An 18,647-nucleotide genomic window follows, 5' to 3' on the forward strand; every position below is an offset into this window, starting at 1 on the left:
GGCGTTACCGGTCGGCCCTGTCGGCACGGGAGACTGCCATGCCCTCGCCACGCCCGGCGCACCCAACCCCTCTGCCCCGTACCGCTCGGCTTCCTATGGTGTACAGACAGACCGAGGCGAGGCGCCCAGGGAGCGACGCGGCGCCGGACATCCGGACGGAACACGGGGAAAGCACGGGGGTCATGCACGGAGACGATCTTCGCTATACCTTGCTCGGGCCGGTCAAGGTACTCGGCGGCGCGGGGGAATCCATTCGGGTCTCGCCGCAGCAGCGCGCGATCCTGGCGATGCTGATCGCCCGGCGCGGCAGGGCCGTCACCATCGACGACCTGGTGCACGGCGTCTGGGGCCCCTCCGCTCCGGAGCGGGCGCGTTCCATCCTGCAGAGCCAGGTCTTCGAGCTGCGTCGCAAGCTGGAGCCCGGTCGGCCACCCCGCACGGCCGCCAAGGTCCTGGCATCCGCACCCGGTGGCTACCGTCTGCTGATCGCGAAGGACGCCTGCGACGTGGACCGCTTCGACCGGGACGTCTCCGAGGCCGAGCGGGCGGCCGGGGACGGCGACCGGGAGGGCGCCCGCCAACTCCTGTGCTCAGCGCTGTCCTTGTGGCGCGGCGAACCGCTCGCGGGCGTGCCGGGGCCGCACGCCGAGAGCCTGCGGGGCGCGCTCACCGAGCGGCGGCTGGCCACCGTGGAGACCCGTATCCGCCTGGAGCTGGAGCTGGGCGCACACGCCGAGACCGTCCCCGAGCTGACTCTTCTGGTCGCCGAGCACCCGCTGCGCGAAGGTCTGCGGGCCCAGCTCATGCTCGGCTTGTACCGCAGCGGGCGGCAGGCCGAGGCCCTTGCCGCATACGCCGACGGCCGCTCAGTGCTCGCCACCGAACTGGGCGTGGCCCCGGGTGCGGAACTGAGCGACCTGCACCAGCGAATACTGCGGGCCGACCCGTCCCTGACCGCCGGCCTGCCCCCGGCGGCCGCGTCGAGCGGCCCGCCCCTCACGGGCGTCCCGGGCATCGCAGACGGTGCGTCGAGCGGGCCGACGGCCGTCACCGCACGCTACCGGCACCCCACACCCGCCCAGCTCCCTGCGCCTCCGGCCGACTTCACGGGGCGCGCGGCCGCAGTCGGGCAGTTGCTGTCCGCGCTCGACGCCGAGTCCCCGCACATCGTGGTCTCCGCCGTGTCGGGCCTCGGCGGCGTCGGTAAGACCGCGCTCGCCCTGCACGCAGGTCATCGCGTCCGCGACCGCTACCCGGACGGTCAGCTCCACGTCGATCTGGGCGGTATGGCGACCGACCCCGTCGAACCGGACGAGGTCCTGGGCCGGTTCCTGCGTGCCCTCGGCGTCGGATCCGTCCCGGATGGTCTCGACGAACGGACCGCGCTCTACCGCTCGGTACTCGCGGGGCGCCGGGTCCTGGTCCTCCTCGACAACGCGGCGCACAGCCGGCAGATCGACCCGCTGCTGCCGAACACCTCTGGATGCGCGGCCCTGGTGACCAGCCGCGCGAAACTGTCACTGCCGTCGGCGCACGCTTTCGAGCTGGATGTCTTCTCGGCCGAGGAGGCGTTGGCGCTCATGTCGCGGATCGTCGGCCCGGACCGTATCGCCGCCGAGCCTGAGGCCGCCGCCGCACTGGTAACCGCCTGCGGCCAACTGCCGCTCGCCGTACGCATCGTCAGCGCCCGACTGGCCCAGCGCCCCGCCTGGACGGTCGCCGGTCTCGTCGAGCGGCTGGCCGAGGAGCAGCACAGGCTCGACCACATCAAGATCGGCGATCTGGCCGTCGACGCGACGTTCCGGCTCAGCTACGACCAGCTGACGCCGGACCTCGCGAGGGCCTTCCGCCTGGCCTCCCTCGCCGAGGGCCCGGTGCTCTCGGTGCCGATGGCCGCCGCGCTGCTCGACCGGGACGAGCAGCAGACCCGGTCCCTGCTCGAACAGCTCGTGGACGCGGCCCTGTTGGAGCCTTCGGGCAAGTGGCACTACCGCTACCACGACTTGCTGCGCCTGTTCGCCCGGGCACGGGCCGAGGAGGCGGAGCCAGGGACGCGCGCAGCGGGGGCCGCGGGATCATCGACGGCACCAGTCAGGGCAGAGGGGGCGGAGGCCGATGCCGCGCTCGACCGTCTCGTCGACTTCTGCCTGGCCACCGTCCGCGACGCCTATCGTTTGTCCCGCCCCGGCTGCACCACCCCGGACGAGTTGGCGGCCACGTGCACGACCCCCGTACGCTTCGAGCGCTTTGCCACCGGTCAGGAATGGGTGCGCAGGGAACTTGACACCTTGTTGGGGGTGTTACGCACAGCCGCACGCAGACCGGGCGTGCGGACAGCACCGGCGGCCGACCTGCTCCTGGCGCTCGACCCGTTCGGCGAGAGCGACTTCCTGTGGCCCCACCTGAACGGCCCCGCCGCCGCGCTCGCGGACGCTGCCGCCCGTCACGGTGAGCCTGCCGCCGAGATCCGCGCCCGCTACATGCTGGGCGGCGGGCTGTGGCAGGTCGGCCGCCGGGACGAGGGGCGCGCACAGGTGGAGCACGCCATGACGCTGAGCCGGGCCACCGGTGACGAGGTGATACGCGGGCAACTCCTCAATGTGAGCGGTCTGCTGGCGGCCACCGCGGCGACGACGTCCGAGGGCCACCAGGCCGCTCTCGCCCTGTTCCGCGAGAGCGTCGCCGTGCACGTCCAGCGCGGCAACCTCTGGGGCGAGCTGGAGTCGCGCAACAACACCGCGCACCCACTGCGGCAGCTGGGCCGCCTGCCGGAAGCCCTTGACTGCCTCGCGGACGCCCTGGGGCGCGCGGCTCCCCTCGGCTGGACGCTGGTACGCGCGTACGCCCAGTCGGGTCACGCCCAGACTCTGCTGAGCCTCGGCCGCCCCGCCGAGGCGGTGGCGAGTTATACCGAGGCGCTGAGCGGCTGCCAGGAGATCGGCTCCGAGCACATGGAGCTGATCGTCGAGCGTGGCTTGGGCGAGGCTCTGCACGCACTCGGCCAGTACGGACAGGCAGCGGCACACCTGGAGCGCAGCCTCGCGGGCGCGCAGCGGCTCGGCAACGACCCGTTGCGCGCTCTCGCGCTGCTCGCCCTGGGCACGACACTGTCCGCGGCGGGCCACGCCGAGCGAGCGGATGCCTGCCTGCGCGCCGCCCACGCGCTCCACCTACAGCTCGGCATCCCTGTCCCGGAGCCGCTGGCCGCGTACAGCACCGACGGCTGACGGCCGGGCCGCGACCGGAAGCCTTCTTGCGAGAGCGTCGACAGAGCCACCGCCGGGCACGGCCGCAGTGCCGGCAGGGCCACATCCCCGCACCGCACAAGGGCGGCCGAGTCGATCCCCTTAGCGTGGGAGCACCGTCTTCGACAGGACAGACGGAAACGAGCGGGGCCCGCGGTCACTTCGCACGTACGCGGGCCCCGCTCACCGGGCGGAAGTGCGCGTAGGCATCCGGGGTCAGGGGGCTGCCGTGTGGAGACGGTCACTCATCGAGGGTCAGGTTGGCGTTCCGTCTGCTCGTCGTAGGGCAGCAGGTCGCTCGCTCTGCGTTCCATCAGGACTGGCAGATAGGTACGTACGCGCGCGTACCTGAGCTCGTCGTACGCCGTCTGTACGGAACTTTGCACCAGACCGGCGTCGAGCCGGGGGTGCGCCGTCATCAGCCGCTCGGCGACATGGCGGATGGTAAGGGCATCCTCCGATTCCACCTTCATGGGCCTCAGCTCTCCTTCTGGATCGCGTTCTCTCAGTTTCGCGGAGCGACCTTCAGTCGGGAAGTCGTTCTTCCGCCGCTCTGAGCGGCCGTCGGCAGGACCCAACGCCTGGAAGCACGTACACGATCCGGTCGATCGAGCGGACCAGTGCCCAGCGCACCGGCATGGGCGACGAACGCCGGATGCACCGGCTGCGGCAGCACCAGGGCGTCATCGTCGCGCGGCAACCGAAGGAACCCGGCGTCACCCGGCCGGATACGGCAGCAGCTCCTTGTCCGTCTTCTCCCACGACGCCTTCAACTCGCCAAGGAGCTTCGGCTCGTCCACGGCCCGGTCGGCCTGCTCCCGCCGGTCCTCGGCCAGGTTGAACAGCTGGTCCTGACCGCCCTTGCCCCGGTAGTACTTCCAGTCCCCGCGCCGCAGCGCCCGCTCCCCGCGCACGCGCCAGAACAGCTCGCGCTCGGCGAGCTGCTCGCCCTTCAGCAGATAGGGGGCAAGGCTCGTCCCGTCCAGCTTGTACGCCGGATGCGGCCGCGCCCCGCCGATCTCCAGGAGCGTCGCGGTCCAGTCCGGGGTGAAGACCGGCTCATGGCTGACCTGCCCGCCGTCAAGGCGCGCGGGCCACCGCACGATGGTCGGCACGCGGATGCCGCCTTCCTGCAGCGAGGACTTGTTGCCCGACAGGGGCCAGTTGTACGAGAAGCGCTCACCGCCGTTGTCCGAGGCGAAGAACACGAGGGTGTCCCGCTCCTGCCCGGACTTCTTCAAGGCGCGCAGCACTTCACCGATCGACCGGTCCAGGTCCTGCACCATCTCCGTGTACTTCTCGACGGAGCCACCGTCCTGGTGCCAGAGCGCACCCTTCTGGCCCGCCTTGATCCTGCGTACGATCTCGGCGCTCTCCTCCTCGTCCCCCTCCGCGATCCAGGGCCAGTGCGGGGTGGTGAAGTTGAGGTTGAGCAGCCACGGCTGATCGCCGTGGTCCCGCTGGACGTACTCACTGGCGCGCTCGGTGAGGATGCGCGTGTAGTAGCGCAGATCCTTGTACGCGGCATCCCCCTCTCGTACGTCACCTTCGTACAGGTCGTACTCTCCGCCGAGCCCCAGCTTCGAGTAGTACTCAAGAGCCCCGCCGAAGTTCCCGAAGAACTCGTCCCAGCCCGACTTCGTGGGCGAGTAGTCCGGCAGATACCCGCAGTGCCACTTGCCGATGAGCGCGGTCGCGTAGCCCGCGTCGCGCAGCAGCGAGGCCAGTGTGGGATGCGTCGGTTCGAGCCCGACGGACTTGTCCGCGATCGGCTCCGCGAGACCGCCCTTCGTACGCCCCGGCAAGCGCCCCGTGTACAGGCTGAACCGCGTCGGCGAGCAGGTCGCGGACCCGGAGTAGGCATCCGTGAACCGCACTCCCTGCCGCGCGAGCCGGTCCAGGTTCGGGGTCTTGATGTGCGGGGCGCCATAGGAGGAGAGATCGGCCCAGCCGAGATCGTCGCCGAGGATGAAGAGGATGTTGGGCCGATTGGCCCGCCGGTGCGGCGCAGCCTTGAACGGCCTTTCCTCCAGCGGAACTTGGGCCTGGGCATCGACGGCGGACAGGCCGATGCCGGCGGCGGTGGCGCCCGCCGCGACGGCACCACCGAAGGCGCGCCGGGACAGCTTGGATTCGAACGAGGACACAGTGCGCTCCTGAGCAGGGCACGGCGCACCACGGCGTCACATACCCGGAGAGAGTCGAGAGGGGGTCGGTTCAGGCAGCGCGGCGACAGATGGCGCTCGCGACACGGACCAGGTCGACGTGGCGGCGCTCCACAAGCGTGACCGTCGGATCACTGGGCGGCTGCATGGGCCAGGAGCCTCGTCGAGGAGCTGTGTACCTGTCAACGAAAAGGCCCGCCTGTTCACAAGGGCTTCGTACTCCGGATCCGCAAGGGGCTTCGTATCGCAGCAGCCCACCAAGGCCACATACTCCCGACGCCCCCCTCACCGCAACATCTGAACGATCACACACCGTCGTGACCCATTAATGGCAAAGGCCTAATGAGCCGAGTTGCCGGTCCCTGGGTTGCGTGAAACGCTGGCAACAGTATCCGAATGCCCGGATCGGAGGATTCCGATGCGCCTCGGACCATTGACCGGCCTGGTGGCCGTTGTTCTGATTGCCGTCGCTTTCGGTATGGGTGGCGATACGCCGGATGTCGGGGATTCCGGGCCGCAGGTCAAGCTGTTCTTCCAGGAGCACGACACACAGCAGGCGGTTTCCGTATATCTGCTGGTCCTGGCGGGAGTCTTCCTGGTTTTCTTCGCCGGTAGTCTTCGGCACCACCTCGCCGAGTCCGACCGGCACGGTTGGCTGCCCCAAGTCGCTTTTGCCGGAGGGATATTGTCGGCCGGGGGTTTCTGGGTCGCCTCGGGCGTGACGCTCGCGCTGATCGACGCAAGCGACGAACAGAGAGTCGGCGGTCCGGCCCTCCAGGCCATGAATGCCATCGGCAACGACCTCTTCATTCCCTTCGTCGGCGGAATCGGCCTCATGGTGCTCGCCGCCGGCCTGGGCACGGCACACAGCGGAACCCCATTGCCGCGCTGGCTGGGCTGGGCCGGAATCGTGCTCGGCGTGCTGGTGTTCATCCCCTGGGTCGGCTTCTTCGCCTTCCTCGCGTCGGGGTTGTGGATCATCGTCGCCAGTGTGCTGCTCGCCCGGCGGCCGAATGTCCCGGACACCGCGAGCACCCCGAACGTGTCGACATCCTGATCCTCTCGCGCCCAACACCCCGGCCCTGCCCGGCCGTTGCCCTGCTGCCGATCACCAACCCCTCCAGAAGGACAGGGGCCGGTCATACCCTCCGCCCCCCCTTTTGCCTCGCGCCCGTGTGCCTCCCGGCATGTTGCCGTCGCTATCAGGGGGTGGCTCCAGCCACTTCCCCATGAGGCCGACAAGCTCCTTCCGCAGCATTGGTGCGCACCCCCACGGTGGAGGAGTGATGCCTTGCACATGGGAGGTGAGGGGCATGTCAGCAGCGCCGTACACGCAGCCGAACGGCCACTCACGGGGGGCGGGACGGGTCTCCGTCCTGCACGGGTGGCTGCGTTCACTGAGCCAAGAGGCTCCGGAAGTGGATACGGCCGTGACGACCTGTCTGGTCTGGGTCGCCGGCGTCCTGGTGGAGATCGCGGGGGACGTGGCGGACGCGCGCAGCGCGGGCGCACTGATGCATGAGGCATCGGCCGTGCTGGCCTCGGTGCCCACGCCGCCGGGGAGGGCGCCCGGTCCCCCGCCACTGCCGGTGGCCTTGACGGGGCGCCAACTCGCGGTGCTGCGGCAGTTGCAGCGCGAGGTGCCGCTGCGGCACATCGCCGACGGTATGTACCTGTCGTACAACACGGTGAAGAGCCACACCCACGCCGTGTACCGCAAGCTGGGAGCGAGCTCCCGGGCCGAGGCCGTGGACCGGGCCCGGGAACTGGGGCTCATGTAGGGCCGCTCACAGCAACCGGAGCTCGCGGGCCCGCCTGACGGCGGCCGAGCGCCGGGACACCGCGAGCTTGCGGTAGACGCTCTTGAGATGGGTCTTGACCGTGTTGACCGAAAGATACAGCTCCTCGGCGATCTCCTCGGTGGTCATCATCTGCGCCAGCCGGTCGAGCACCTCGCGCTCCCGTGCGCTGAGCCGCTCGGCGGGGACCGGCGCCCCGCACACGGGCTCGGCCATCACGCCGGCGGCGCTCGACCCGCAACGGGCGGGGGCGAGCAGCGAGGCACACGCGGGGGTCACCGTCCGCAGCACCGTACGGGGCAGGCGGGACGCGGCCAGCACGTCACCGATCGGCACGGTCGCGTCGGCACCGTACTCCATCGCGGAGGCCAGCCCCGCCACCAGCGAACCGACGTCGGCGAGGAAGACGTCGGTCAGACCGCTCAGCACCGTCTCGCCCATGGCGAGCTCGCACCGGGCGCGCCGGGGGTGGCCGCGCGCCAGTGCGACCCAGGCGCGTACGAGGTGCAGGGTGGCCCGCGAGAACTCGGCCGTGGTCCAGGCGGGCAGCGGCGGCCGGGTGGCCAGGGTGGCGAGTTCGTCGGCGGCCCGGAAGCGTCCGCGCAGCGCCTCAAGGAGCGCGAGTTCGACCAGACAGTCCCGGCGCAGCGTGCCGTTTCCGGCGGCGCCGGCCGCCTTGAGCCCTCCGGTCAGGGAGGTTTCGGCCGCCTTGAGCGCGCCCGCCCGCAGCTCGTCCGCGCCGCGGATCGCCAGCGTGAGCGCCGGGATCTCGGGGCACTGCGTCAGCGCGGCATGCGGCAGCCGCGGTCCGGCCGACTCCGCGTCGGCCGCGGCGGCCCGGGCCTCCTGCGGGCTGCGGGAGCGGCATCGCTCCATCCGGATCACGGCGTGGGCCAGCGAGCACCGTGCCCTGCGGTCGTCCTCGCCGGGCGGCAGCTCGGCCAGGAGCGGGACGGACCGTGCCAGATGCCGGGCGCACGCCTGGTCGTCGCGGCGGGCCAGGGCGACGGCTGCCGCGAGCAAGACGGGTTCGGGCTCGTCCGCCGGTGCGCCGCCGGGTGGCTGACGGGTCAGTTCGGCGGGCAGCCGGGCCCTGGTCAGACCGAGGACCTGGCCGATCGCGAGACGTTGCACGATCAGTCGGCCGGCCTGGTCCCAGTCGCCCGCGGCGAGCAGATGCCGCACGGCCTCGGCGAGCAGACCGTGCTCGCCGAGCCAGGCGGCGGCCCGACGGTGCAGGGGTGCCACGAGTCCGGGCGCCTCGCGGCGCAGGCACATCCGCAGCACGTCGGCGAACATCCGGTGGCAGCGGTACCAGCCCTGGCCGACGGGCTGCAGGAACGAGTTCTCCCGAACCAGATCCCCGAAGTGCCGGCCGTCGTCACCATCGCAGAGCTCGGCGGCCAACTCGGCGTTCACCCGGTCGAGGACGCTCGTGGTGAGCAGCAGCCGGCGCATACCGGCCGGCTGCACGTCGAGCACCTCCTCGACGAGATAGTCGGCGATCGCCGCGTCGTCACCGCCGAACCGCGCCACGAACCGGTCGGGATCGCTCTGCTTCGCCATGGAGATCGCGGCCAGGCGCAGCCCGGCCGCCCAGCCGTCCGTACACCGCCGCAGCGCACTCACCGTCCGCTTCGCCACCTCGATGTCGTGCTGGGCGAGCAGCTCCGCCGTCTCCCGGACGTCGAACGCCAGGTCCGCGGTACGCAGTTCGGTGACCTCGCTGGTGAGACGCCCGCGACACAGGTGCAGGGGCGGGTCCCGACGCGCGAGCACCACCAGGCGCAGCGACCCCGTGGTGTGCCTCAGCAGGCTGGTGACGCCCTCCGCGATCGGCGAGTTGGCGGCGGGCTCGAAATCGTCGAGGACCAGCACCACCGGCTCGCCGCGCTCGTTCAGACGCGCGGCGAGCGCCGCCACGAGCAGCGGCTCCTCCCCCGCCGCGACGGACGCCGGCACATCCACGCCGGACGCCGCCAGCGTGCCGATCACGCGCTGCCAGAACACCCCGGGCTGCTCGGCCCGTCCGTCGCAGGTGACCCAGGCGAGCGGTCCCGGTCGACGCCGGGTGTGCGCCCACTGCAGGGCCAGCGCTGTCTTGCCGACGCCCACGGGGCCGATGACCACGGTCAACGGCCCCAGAACGCCTTTGGCCAGCCGGTCCGTCAGCCGGGGCCTGGACACGAGCCGACCGGGTAACGCGGGAGCGGTGCAGACGGAACACCGGTGCGGACCGGCGTCCGGTGGGCTGCATGAACACTCGGCCATGGGCGGCACCTCGCTCTCGGAGCACAGTGGGTGCGGCTCAGAGCAAGTGTGGGGCCGACAGGGCTCTGGGGGCGCGCGGCGTACGCCATCTCACCCGGGTGAACTTCCGGCGCACGCCGGGCGCATAGCCAAGGCGCCCGGGTGGGGGATGGCGTGCCGCCTGCGATCACATCCCCCGAAGGGCGGCGACCAGTTCCTCCTCCCGGTCCTTGGTGAGCGAGGTGCGGATCACGGTGGGGTGGAAGGGGCGTACGGCTTCCCGAACCCGGTCGGGCGGCGCGGACAGGGAGAAGGCGGAGGCGGTTCTGCGCCTTGCCAAGGACCTGTCCCGCCAGGAACTGCTCGACCTGGAGGACGCCGAGCACGACGAGATCAGCCATCAGTTCCTCCTCCGCTTGTCGCGGTTCGCCGGTTCCGGTCGTGATCCGGGCTCGGCCGGTTCACCCATGCGCTGCGCCGCGGCCATCAGTTCGGCGGCAACAGGCTCCAGCGCCTCCACGGTCAAGAAGCCCTCCGCGACAGGCACACCGCCGGCGTCACGAACCGCTTTGCGCAAGTGCTTCGCCCACACGTGCTCCAGCAGGACGAAGGCCGCCGCGGTGCCTGCGGCCAGGGATTCGGCCATCTCCCGGATCTCGGTCAGGGTCAGGCCGAAGGCGTGGCCCTCGGCCAGGCTCGGATACTCCTCCTCCGCCTCCCGCAGCCGCTCACCGGACATGCCCAGCAGGGCGGCGACCGTCTCGCCCATCCCCTCCGCCTGGAAGTCGAGCACGAGCAGATCCCCGCTGGGCTCCTTGTGGACGAAGAGCATGTCGAGGACGTGAACCTGCCCGTCCGCCTCCAGAATCGCCAGCTCTTCGACGATGCGTCCTTCGAACTTCGCGTCCATGCCGAACTCGACCACCAGCAGCTGCACCGGCCCGATCCCAGCCATGGTCTCTCCCTTCCGACGGAACCAGCTCCGTCACTACGGCCATGACAGCGGTGCGTCACCCGCGGCGCGTCACCCGCCGCAGGTGAACCGGCGTGTGCCACGCGCCTGCGCGCCGAGGGGGCGCACGCGCGGTTCACCCCTGGCAGGTGGGGCGGGCCCGCACACCCCCGCGCAGACTGGCGCATCAGGCGATCCAAGAGCAGGGAGGCGGCCCATGGAGAGGCACACGCGCGCCGGGCACATCGGACCCGTCGGCGACAGGAGCGCACAGTCGCGCCTGTGGGGCCCGTATCTGAGCGAACGCCAGTGGGGCACGGTCCGCGAGGACTACAGCCAAAGCGGCGACGCGTGGTCCCACTTCCCGCACGACCACGCCCGTTCGCGTGCCTATCGCTGGGGCGAGGACGGTCTCGGCGGCATCTGCGACGAGAAGCAGCGCCTGTGCCTGGCCCTCGCCCTGTGGAACGGCCGCGACCCGATCCTCAAGGAACGCGCCTTCGGCCTCACCAACGGCGAGGGCAACCACGGCGAGGACGTCAAGGAGTACTACTTCTACCTGGACAGCACCCCCAGCCACTCCTACCTGCGGTACCTGTACAAGTACCCCCAGGCCGCGTTCCCGTACGACGATCTCGTGGCGGTCAACCGCTCGCGCACTCGGCAGGAGTTCGAGTACGAGCTCCTCGACACCGGTGTCTTCGACGACGACCGGTACTTCGACGTGACCGTGGAGTACGCCAAGGCGGATCACGACGACATCCTGATGCGCATCACCGTCGACAACCGCGGCCCCGACGAGGCGACCCTGCACGTGCTGCCGACCCTGTGGTTCCGCAACACCTGGTCATGGGGCGAGCAGGGCGCGCAGGAGGACAGGCCACGGCTGCGCGCGGTGGACGTGCGGCACTCGGCCGTCGCCATCAGGGCCGAACACCCGCAACTCGGCAGCTACGACCTGCGGTGCGCCGACGCGGCGCCGCTGCTGTTCACCGAGAACGAGAGCGACAACGAGCGGCTGTTCGGCACGCCCAACACCTCCCCCTACGTCAAGAACGGCATCGGCCGGTACATCGTCGACGGGGACCAGAGCGCCGTGAACCCGGCCCGGGAGGGCAGCAAGGCCGCCATGCACCACGAACTGACCGTGCCCGCCGGCGGGTCGCGGACGGTGCGGCTGCGTCTGGCACCGGCCGGCGCCCAACGGTCGCCGGCTCAGTCCTTCGACACGGTCTTCCACGACCGCATCACCGAAGCGGACGCCTTCTACCGGCAGTTGACACCCAAGGGCGCGAGCGAGGACGAGGCACGGGTGCTGCGCCAGGCCCTCGCCGGAATGCTCTGGTCCAAGCAGTACTACGCCTTCGACCTGGAGACATGGCTCGCCGAACACGACCTCACCCCATGGAGCCTGCCGCGCCCGGGGATACGCAACCGCGAGTGGTTCCACATGGTCAGCGACGAGATCGTCTCGATGCCGGACAAGTGGGAGTACCCCTGGTTCGCCGCCTGGGATCTGGCCTTCCACGCGGTCGCGCTCGCCGTCGTCGACACCGCGTTCGCCAAGGAACAGCTCGAACTGCTGCTGCGTGACGACTACCTGCACCCGAACGGCCAGATCCCCGCCTACGAGTGGAACTTCAGCGACGTGAACCCGCCGGTGCACGCCTGGGCCGCGTACTTCGTGTACACGGTCGAGGAACGCACCACCGGCCACGCCGACCGCGCCTTCCTGGAGCGAACCTTCCAGAAGCTGCTGACGAACTTCACCTGGTGGGTCAACCGCAAGGATCCCAACGGCCGCAACGTCTTCCAGGGCGGCTTCCTCGGCCTGGACAACATCGGTGTCTTCGACCGCAGCGCACCCCTGCCCACCGGCGGCACCCTGGAACAGGCCGACGGCACCGCCTGGATGGCGCTGTACTGCCAGTCGATGCTGCAGATCGCGCTGGAACTCGTCGAGCACAACCCGGCGTACGAGGAACTGGTCCTCAAATTCGTCGAGCACTATCTGTGGATCGCCGCCTCCCTGGACCGGCTCGGGGGCCTGGGGGACGGACTGTGGGACGAGGAGGACGGATTCTTCTACGACGTGCTGCGGCTTCCGGACGGGCAGGCCGTGCGGCTGAAGGTCCGATCCGTGGTGGGCCTGCTGCCCCTGTGCGCGTCGACCGTCTTCCAGCCCCCGCAGCTGGCTCGGCTGTCCGGCCTGAGCGAGCGCCTGCAGCGCTTCGCCGCCCGCCATCCCTCGCTGTCCGTCACACTCGCGGCGGCGCGGGCCGGAGCGGCGGACGGTCCCCGGCTGCTGTCCGCGGTGGACGAGAAGAAGCTGGTGCGGGTCCTCGCCCGCCTCCTCTCGGAGGACGAGTTCCTCAGCCCGTACGGAATCAGGGCCCTGTCGCGCCACCACGCCGAGCACCCCTACACGTTCCGGGTGCACGGCGAGGAGCACCGGGTCTCCTATCTGCCCGCCGAGTCGGACACCGGCATGTTCGGCGGCAACTCCAACTGGCGCGGCCCGGTATGGCTGCCGGTGAACGCCCTCGTCATCCGCGCCCTGATCAACCTCTACGGCTTCTACGGCGACGACCTCACCGTCGAGTGCCCGACCGGCTCGGGCGTGCACAAGAACCTCTTCGAGGTCGCCGAGGAGATCTGCACCCGGCTCACCCGCATCTTCCTGCGCGGTCCGGACGGCGGCCGACCCGTGTACGGGGGCCAGGCCAAGTTCCGCGACGATCCGCACTGGCGGGACCTGATCTCCTTCCACGAGTACTTCCACGGCGACAACGGCGCCGGCATCGGCGCCTCCCACCAGACCGGCTGGACCGGACTGATCGCCCCCCTGATGAAGATCTTCGGCACGCTCGGACCGGACGACTTCCGCCCCGGGCACGACAAGGGGCGGAACCGATGACCGAGTTGCCCGCACAGCCCGTCGTCCATGAGGTCAACACCCGGGTGTGGCTGAGGGAGACGGGGCGCCGCACCGGCCGCGGGACCGGCCTCTCGGACGTGCCGAAGGACATCTGGGACGAGATCGCCCCGGCTGGGGTCGACGCCGTCTGGCTGATGGGTGTGTGGGAGCGCAGCCCGCAGGGACGGGCCATCGCCCTGGACGACCCGGCACTGCATGCCACCTTCACCGAGGCCGTCGAGGACGTCGGCGCCCAGGACATCGCCGGGTCGCCGTACTGCGTACGCCGCTACGAGGTCGACACGGCGCTCGGCGGCGCCGCGGGCCTGGCTGCCGCGCGGGCCGAGCTCGACCGCCGGGGCATCGGGCTGCTGCTCGACTACGTGCCCAACCACACGGCCCCCGACAGCCCCTGGGTGCACGAGCACCCCGAGTACTTCGTGCGGGGCGACGGGGAGGACGCCCGGCGTGACCCGCTCGGCTTCCTCGACACCGGCCGGACCGTGCTGGCACGCGGCCGCGACCCCTTCTTCCCTCCCTGGCCGGACGTGGTGCAGCTCAACGCCTTCGACCCCGCCCTGCGCCGGGCCTCCACGCAGGTCCTCGACGCCATCGGCCGGGCCTGCGACGGGGTGCGCTGCGACATGGCCATGCTCATGATGAACGACGTCTTCGCACGGACCTGGGGCGAGCGGGCGGGAGCGGTGCCCGAGGAGGAGTTCTGGTCCGAGGTCCTGGCCGCGGTGCACCGCCGGCACCCGCGCCTGGTCTTCGTGGCGGAGGCCTACTGGGACCTCGAATTCGCCCTGCAGCAGCAGGGGTTCGACTTCTGCTACGACAAGCGCCTCTACGACCGATTACTGAACGCGAGCGCCGAATCCGTCCGCGCGCATCTGCGGGCCGACGAGGCCTACCAGCGGCGGCTGGTCCGCTTCCTGGAGAATCACGACGAGCCCAGGGCCGCCCGGGCCCTGAGCCCCGGGCACGAGCGGGCCGCGGCCGTACTGATCGCCACTCTGCCCGGCGCCACGCTGTGGCACGAGGGACAGTTCACCGGGCGCCGCGTCCACCTGCCCGTCTTCCTGGACCGGCGCCCCGACGAACTCCCGGATCCGTCCCTGCGGTCGTTCCACCAACGACTGGTGTCGGGCGTGCACCGCAGCGGCATGCGCACGGGGCGCTGGCAGCTCCTCGACGGCGCCACCTGGCCCGACAACACCTCCGGCCGTGACCTGATCGCCATGTGCTGGACCGGTCCCGCGGGCCGCTTCCTGACCGTGGTGAACCTCTCCGGGCACCCGGCGCAGGCGCGTGTGCGACTGCCGTGGCAGGAACTCGGCCCGGACGCCTGGACGTTGTCCAACCTCCTCGACTCCGAGCGGTACGAGCGCCCCGGCGTGGAACTGCTGGAGAGCGGCCTGTACGTCGACCTGCCGCCCTGGGGCACCCATCTGTGGTCCGTCACGAGCGGTGCATGAGCGCTCCACCCCGCACGCGCGCCCTCTGCCGACCGGCTCGGTTCGCCGCGCCCCGCCCCGACCGGGCGGCACGCGGGCAGCACCGGCTCAACTCGGCTCGTACAGCGCTTCCGGATCCACCACACACAGGGCCCAGATGACGAACCCGTCGATCGCGATCAGGATCAGGGACCACAGGGGGTAGTACGGAAGGGACAGGAAGTTGGCGATCATCAGCACCGCGGCGATGATCACACCCATGATCCTGGCCCATGTCGCGGCCACGAACAGACCGACACCGACGCCGACCGCGATCACCCCGAACGCGAGATGGATCCAGCCCCAGGTCGTCAGGTCGAACTCGAAGACATAGCCGCGCGTGACGAGGAACACCTCGTCCTCAAGCACACCCATGAGGCCCCGGCAGATATCCATGCCGCCCGAGACGAACAGCATCACCGAGGCAAAGATCGTCAATCCACTGGCGGCGGCCTTCGCGGTGTCCGAGCGCTGGTGCGGAGTGGTCGAGGTGGTCATGCCAGAGCCGCCATCCTTGAGGAGGGTGCCGATTGCACCGCTCTGTCGCACGAGTCTCGCTCCCCGGGGAACGCCGGACGTCACCCTCCGAGGGTGACGCCCGAGCAGGAGCCCGCCGGGAGGCTGACGTTCGTCCGCCGGATCGAGAGCGAGGCGATGGCCGTGCCGCCCTACCCCGACGAACCAGCCGTCCCAGGGCGCGGCCCCGCGTGGCCGCGCCGGGTGCTCGCACCGCTGGCCCTGGCCCAGTTCGTCTGCAGCTTCGCCGGTTCGAACATGAGCGTGATGATTCAGGACATCAGCGAGGACCTGGACACCTCCGCACAGGGAGTGCAGATCGCGATCACCGTCTTTCTGCTGGTGATGGCGGCGCTGATGATTCCGGGCGGCATCCTGACCGACCGCTACGGCCGCAAGCGGTGTCTTGTCGTCGGCCTCGCCGTGTACGGGACCGGAGCGCTGCTCAGCGCTGCCGCGCCCGGCCTGGGCGTGCTCATCCTGGGCAACTCGATCCTGGAGGGCATCGGCACCGCCCTGCTCATCCCGCCCGTGTACATCCTCACCACCCTGCTGTTCACAGAGGCGTCCGACCGCGCCCGCGCCTTCGGGGCGATCATGGCGATGGGTGGCATCGGCGCCGCCGCAGGACCCCTCCTCGGGGGCCTCATCACCTCGGCGATCAGCTGGCGGGCGGCCTTCGTCTTCCAGGCGGGCGTGGTCGCCGCGATCATCCTGCTGAGCCGGCGTCTGCACGACCCGCTCCCACCAGACCCCGACCGCGTCTTCGACACCGGCGGCGCGATCCTGTCGGCCACCGGTCTGATCCTTGTCGTCATGGGCATTCTCGCGGCGGACGACAACGTCTGGCTGACGGCCGGTCTGCTCTTGGTCGGCGGCCTGTTCCTGGTGGCGTTCTTCCGCTGGGTGCGGGCCAAGGAACGCGCCGGGACCCAGCCCCTGCTGCCGACAGAGGTGTTCCGCAACCGTACGTCCAACCTCGGCCTGATCACCCAGCACACACAGTGGCTGCTGCTCATGGGGGTGTCGTTCGTGGTCGCCGCCTACCTTCAGGTCGTCCGCGGATACGACGCGATCAGCACCGGCGTGATCTTCACTGCGTCCACGCTGGGCCTGCTCGTCAGCTCGCTCGGCGCCGCACGGCTCGCCAAGCTCAGCACCCAGCGCACGCTCATCATGGCCGGTTACGCCGTCACGGTCTGTGGCATCGGCGTGCTCCTCGCCATGGCCCACGGCTCACCGAAGGCCTGGGTCTTCACGCCCGGACTGCTCCTCATCGGCCTCGGGCTCGGGGTGATGCTGACGCCTTCGGTCAACGTGGTGCAGTCGAGCTTCCCCGAAGGCCTCCAGGGCGAGATCTCCGGCCTGTCACGCAGTGTGTCCAACCTCGGTTCCTCCGTGGGCACCGCCCTCGCGGGCACCATCCTCGTGGCCGACCCGGCGGTGGGTCCGTACGCCGCCGCGCTTGTCGTGCTGGCCGTCATCGGGCTCGTCGGGCTGGGCGCCGCGGCGAAGCTGCCCCGGGACACCGGCTCCCGCCCGACTCGGGTGGAACCCGCCGCGGATGGTCAACGCCCGTCGTAGAACACGGCACTGGCAACGACCAGGTCCTGGAGCGACGCACGCGTCCTGCTGAGCGGGATCCAGCACAGCCCCAGCGGGAACGTCACGCACAGGGCGGCCCGCACCACAGAGCGCCGCAAGCCCAGCGCCCGGCCGGTGCGGTGAACGAAACACGCGGGCGCGGGCACCGGCATCCCCCACGGGGGGTGAGTCGTGCGTCCAACCGTGGCCGGCCACGGCCTGAACACGGTATCCGTCGCGTGGTTGTGGCGCAGGAAGGCGTTGCGTTGCCGTGCGACGAGCAGCGGCGCAAGCAGTCCTGAGCAGGTATCAGGAAGGCTGGTAGAGGGGCGTCGAGGCACGGTCATCGTCGAGCTTCTCGTTGCATGGCCCGAGCACAGATGCGTGGCGTCAACCGGCCGACCACACCAGTCACATCACACGACAACCTTATGGATCCGATCACACGTATGGGCGACTGCGCTGGTAGGTGTGCTGGGCCAAGATCGAAGTCATGAAAGCTTCCTTGATCCGCCGCGCGTGTGCCGCAGCCCTGGTGCTGGCGACGACGATGGCCCCCGCGGTGGCAGCCCAGTCGGGCGACCCGGGCGATACAGCCGCACGGTTCGACATCGGTGCGCACGCGCGGCTGCTGGGCGAGAAGATCGTTCCGCACAAACTCCCCTTCCGGAACACGACGGTTGGCGGGCTGTCCGGCATCGACCGCGACCCGTGCACGGGCGAGTACGTCATGGTCAGCGACGACCGCTCCGTCCTGCAGCCCGCCCGCTTCTACACCGCCAGAATCAACGTGGACGGCGCCGGGGTGCACTCCGTGGACTTCACCAGCACCCACCCGTTCCTGCAGCCGGACGGTTCGGTCTACCCGTCGGCCAGCGCCGGCGACGGCAAGGTCGTGGACCCGGAGGAGTTGCGGGTCGACCCGTTGGGCTGCCGGTACTGGTGGGCGCAGGAGGGCGACCGGCCGAAGTCGTCGAGTGACCCACTGATCCAGCCGACGATCCAGTTCGCCGGCCGGACCGGCCAGTATCGCGGTCAGTTGCCTCTGCCGCGCAACTACGAGAGCACCAGGGGAGATTGGGGTCTCAGGCGGAACAAGGCGGTGGAAGCGATTACCTTCGGCGACGGCAGCAGGACGCTCACCAGCGCCGTCGAGGGTCCGCTGTTCCAGGACGGCCCGGAGCCCGACCTGGAACATGGCGCCCTGGTCCGCGTCACCCGGCAGAACCGGGAGGGCGGCGTGCTCGGGCAGTTCGCCTACCCGCTTGAGAAGATCTTCACCGAGTCCGACCCGACCAGCCCGTGGGGCCCGGACACCGGTGTGCCCGCGATCCTCTCCTTCCCCGGGGACCCCAGCCGCTACCTCGTACTCGAACGTACCTGGGTGGCGGGCGCAGGGTTCAAGATCCGCATCTACGACGCCACCACCCGCGGCGCGACCGAGGTGCAGAACATGGACTCCCTTGCCGGGCAGAAGGTCGTGCCGATGCGCAAGAAACTGGTCGTGGACTTCCACGACCTCCACCTGTCCACGGTCGACAACACCGAGGGCATGACCTGGGGCCCGGCCCTGCCGAACGGCGAACGCACCCTTCTCCTGGTCAGCGACGACAACTTCGCCGCAGACGAGGTCACCCAGATCGTCGCACTCGGCATCCGCTGAGAACCAGCGACACCAAGCCGAAGGGGCGGCCGCGCTGAGGGATAGGACGAACCCCAGGCG

At 70.4% G+C, this 18,647-nt stretch carries 14 protein-coding genes; 7 read left to right on the forward strand and 7 right to left on the reverse strand.

Annotated elements, in window-relative coordinates:
• The first annotated feature begins 182 nt into the window (after window positions 1–182).
• Window positions 183–3,227 carry a BTAD domain-containing putative transcriptional regulator gene (locus OG965_RS03520; RefSeq protein ID WP_371648988.1) on the forward strand — a complete coding sequence of 1,015 codons (3,045 nt, stop codon included), beginning with the start codon at window positions 183–185 and terminating at the stop codon, window positions 3,225–3,227.
• A 263-nt stretch (window positions 3,228–3,490) separates the two neighbouring features.
• On the opposite strand, the gene OG965_RS03525 is transcribed toward OG965_RS03520, so the two are convergent.
• From OG965_RS03525 to OG965_RS03535, 3 genes are all read right to left on the reverse strand, one after another.
• Window positions 3,491–3,718, reverse strand: coding sequence for a three-helix bundle dimerization domain-containing protein (locus OG965_RS03525; RefSeq protein WP_371648990.1), 228 nt, complete (start codon window positions 3,716–3,718; stop codon window positions 3,491–3,493).
• Window positions 3,719–3,961: 243 nt separating this feature from the next.
• Complete coding sequence (locus tag OG965_RS03530; protein WP_371648991.1) at window positions 3,962–5,392, reverse strand: sulfatase; 1,431 nt, start codon at window positions 5,390–5,392, stop codon at window positions 3,962–3,964.
• A gap of 70 nt (window positions 5,393–5,462) precedes the next feature.
• Window positions 5,463–5,558, reverse strand: a complete 96-nt coding sequence (locus OG965_RS03535) for a putative leader peptide (protein WP_371648993.1) — start codon at window positions 5,556–5,558, stop codon at window positions 5,463–5,465.
• Between the two features lie 270 nt (window positions 5,559–5,828).
• On the opposite strand from OG965_RS03535, the gene OG965_RS03540 reads away from it, so the two are divergent.
• Window positions 5,829–6,467: a hypothetical protein gene (locus OG965_RS03540; RefSeq protein ID WP_371648994.1), complete on the forward strand. Its 639-nt coding sequence runs from the start codon at window positions 5,829–5,831 to the stop codon at window positions 6,465–6,467.
• Window positions 6,468–6,723: 256 nt separating this feature from the next.
• Window positions 6,724–7,191 (forward strand): response regulator transcription factor, encoded by a 468-nt coding sequence (locus tag OG965_RS03545; protein ID WP_371648996.1) that lies wholly within the window; start codon window positions 6,724–6,726, stop codon window positions 7,189–7,191.
• Between the two features lie 6 nt (window positions 7,192–7,197).
• On the opposite strand, the gene OG965_RS03550 is transcribed toward OG965_RS03545, so the two are convergent.
• From OG965_RS03550 to OG965_RS03560, 3 genes are all read right to left on the reverse strand, one after another.
• Window positions 7,198–9,480 (reverse strand): LuxR C-terminal-related transcriptional regulator, encoded by a 2,283-nt coding sequence (locus OG965_RS03550; protein ID WP_371648997.1) that lies wholly within the window; start codon window positions 9,478–9,480, stop codon window positions 7,198–7,200.
• A 166-nt stretch (window positions 9,481–9,646) separates the two neighbouring features.
• Window positions 9,647–9,799, reverse strand: coding sequence for a hypothetical protein (locus OG965_RS03555; protein WP_371648999.1), 153 nt, complete (start codon window positions 9,797–9,799; stop codon window positions 9,647–9,649).
• A gap of 60 nt (window positions 9,800–9,859) precedes the next feature.
• Window positions 9,860–10,396 carry a DUF1269 domain-containing protein gene (locus OG965_RS03560; RefSeq protein WP_371649001.1) on the reverse strand — a complete coding sequence of 179 codons (537 nt, stop codon included), beginning with the start codon at window positions 10,394–10,396 and terminating at the stop codon, window positions 9,860–9,862.
• Window positions 10,397–10,628: 232 nt separating this feature from the next.
• Here OG965_RS03560 and OG965_RS03565 point away from each other — a divergent pair, with 232 nt between their 5' ends.
• Both OG965_RS03565 and OG965_RS03570 read left to right on the forward strand, forming a co-directional pair.
• Complete coding sequence (locus OG965_RS03565) at window positions 10,629–13,328, forward strand: glucosidase (RefSeq protein ID WP_371649003.1); 2,700 nt, start codon at window positions 10,629–10,631, stop codon at window positions 13,326–13,328.
• On the forward strand, window positions 13,325–14,806 hold the full coding sequence (locus tag OG965_RS03570) for an alpha-amylase (RefSeq protein ID WP_371649005.1): 1,482 nt from the start codon (window positions 13,325–13,327) through the stop codon (window positions 14,804–14,806). Before OG965_RS03565 ends, OG965_RS03570 begins: the two co-directional genes overlap by 4 nt.
• An 87-nt stretch (window positions 14,807–14,893) precedes the next feature.
• On the opposite strand, the gene OG965_RS03575 is transcribed toward OG965_RS03570, so the two are convergent.
• Window positions 14,894–15,322, reverse strand: coding sequence for a hypothetical protein (locus OG965_RS03575; RefSeq protein ID WP_371649007.1), 429 nt, complete (start codon window positions 15,320–15,322; stop codon window positions 14,894–14,896).
• Between the two features lie 156 nt (window positions 15,323–15,478).
• On the opposite strand from OG965_RS03575, the gene OG965_RS03580 reads away from it, so the two are divergent.
• Both OG965_RS03580 and OG965_RS03585 read left to right on the forward strand, forming a co-directional pair.
• Window positions 15,479–16,924, forward strand: coding sequence for an MFS transporter (locus tag OG965_RS03580; protein ID WP_371656832.1), 1,446 nt, complete (start codon window positions 15,479–15,481; stop codon window positions 16,922–16,924).
• Between the two features lie 493 nt (window positions 16,925–17,417).
• Window positions 17,418–18,587, forward strand: coding sequence for an esterase-like activity of phytase family protein (locus OG965_RS03585; RefSeq protein WP_371649008.1), 1,170 nt, complete (start codon window positions 17,418–17,420; stop codon window positions 18,585–18,587).
• The last annotated feature ends 60 nt before the right edge of the window (window positions 18,588–18,647 follow it).

The sequence above is a fragment of the Streptomyces sp. NBC_00224 genome (assembly GCF_041435195.1).
GTDB lineage: Bacteria > Actinomycetota > Actinomycetes > Streptomycetales > Streptomycetaceae > Streptomyces.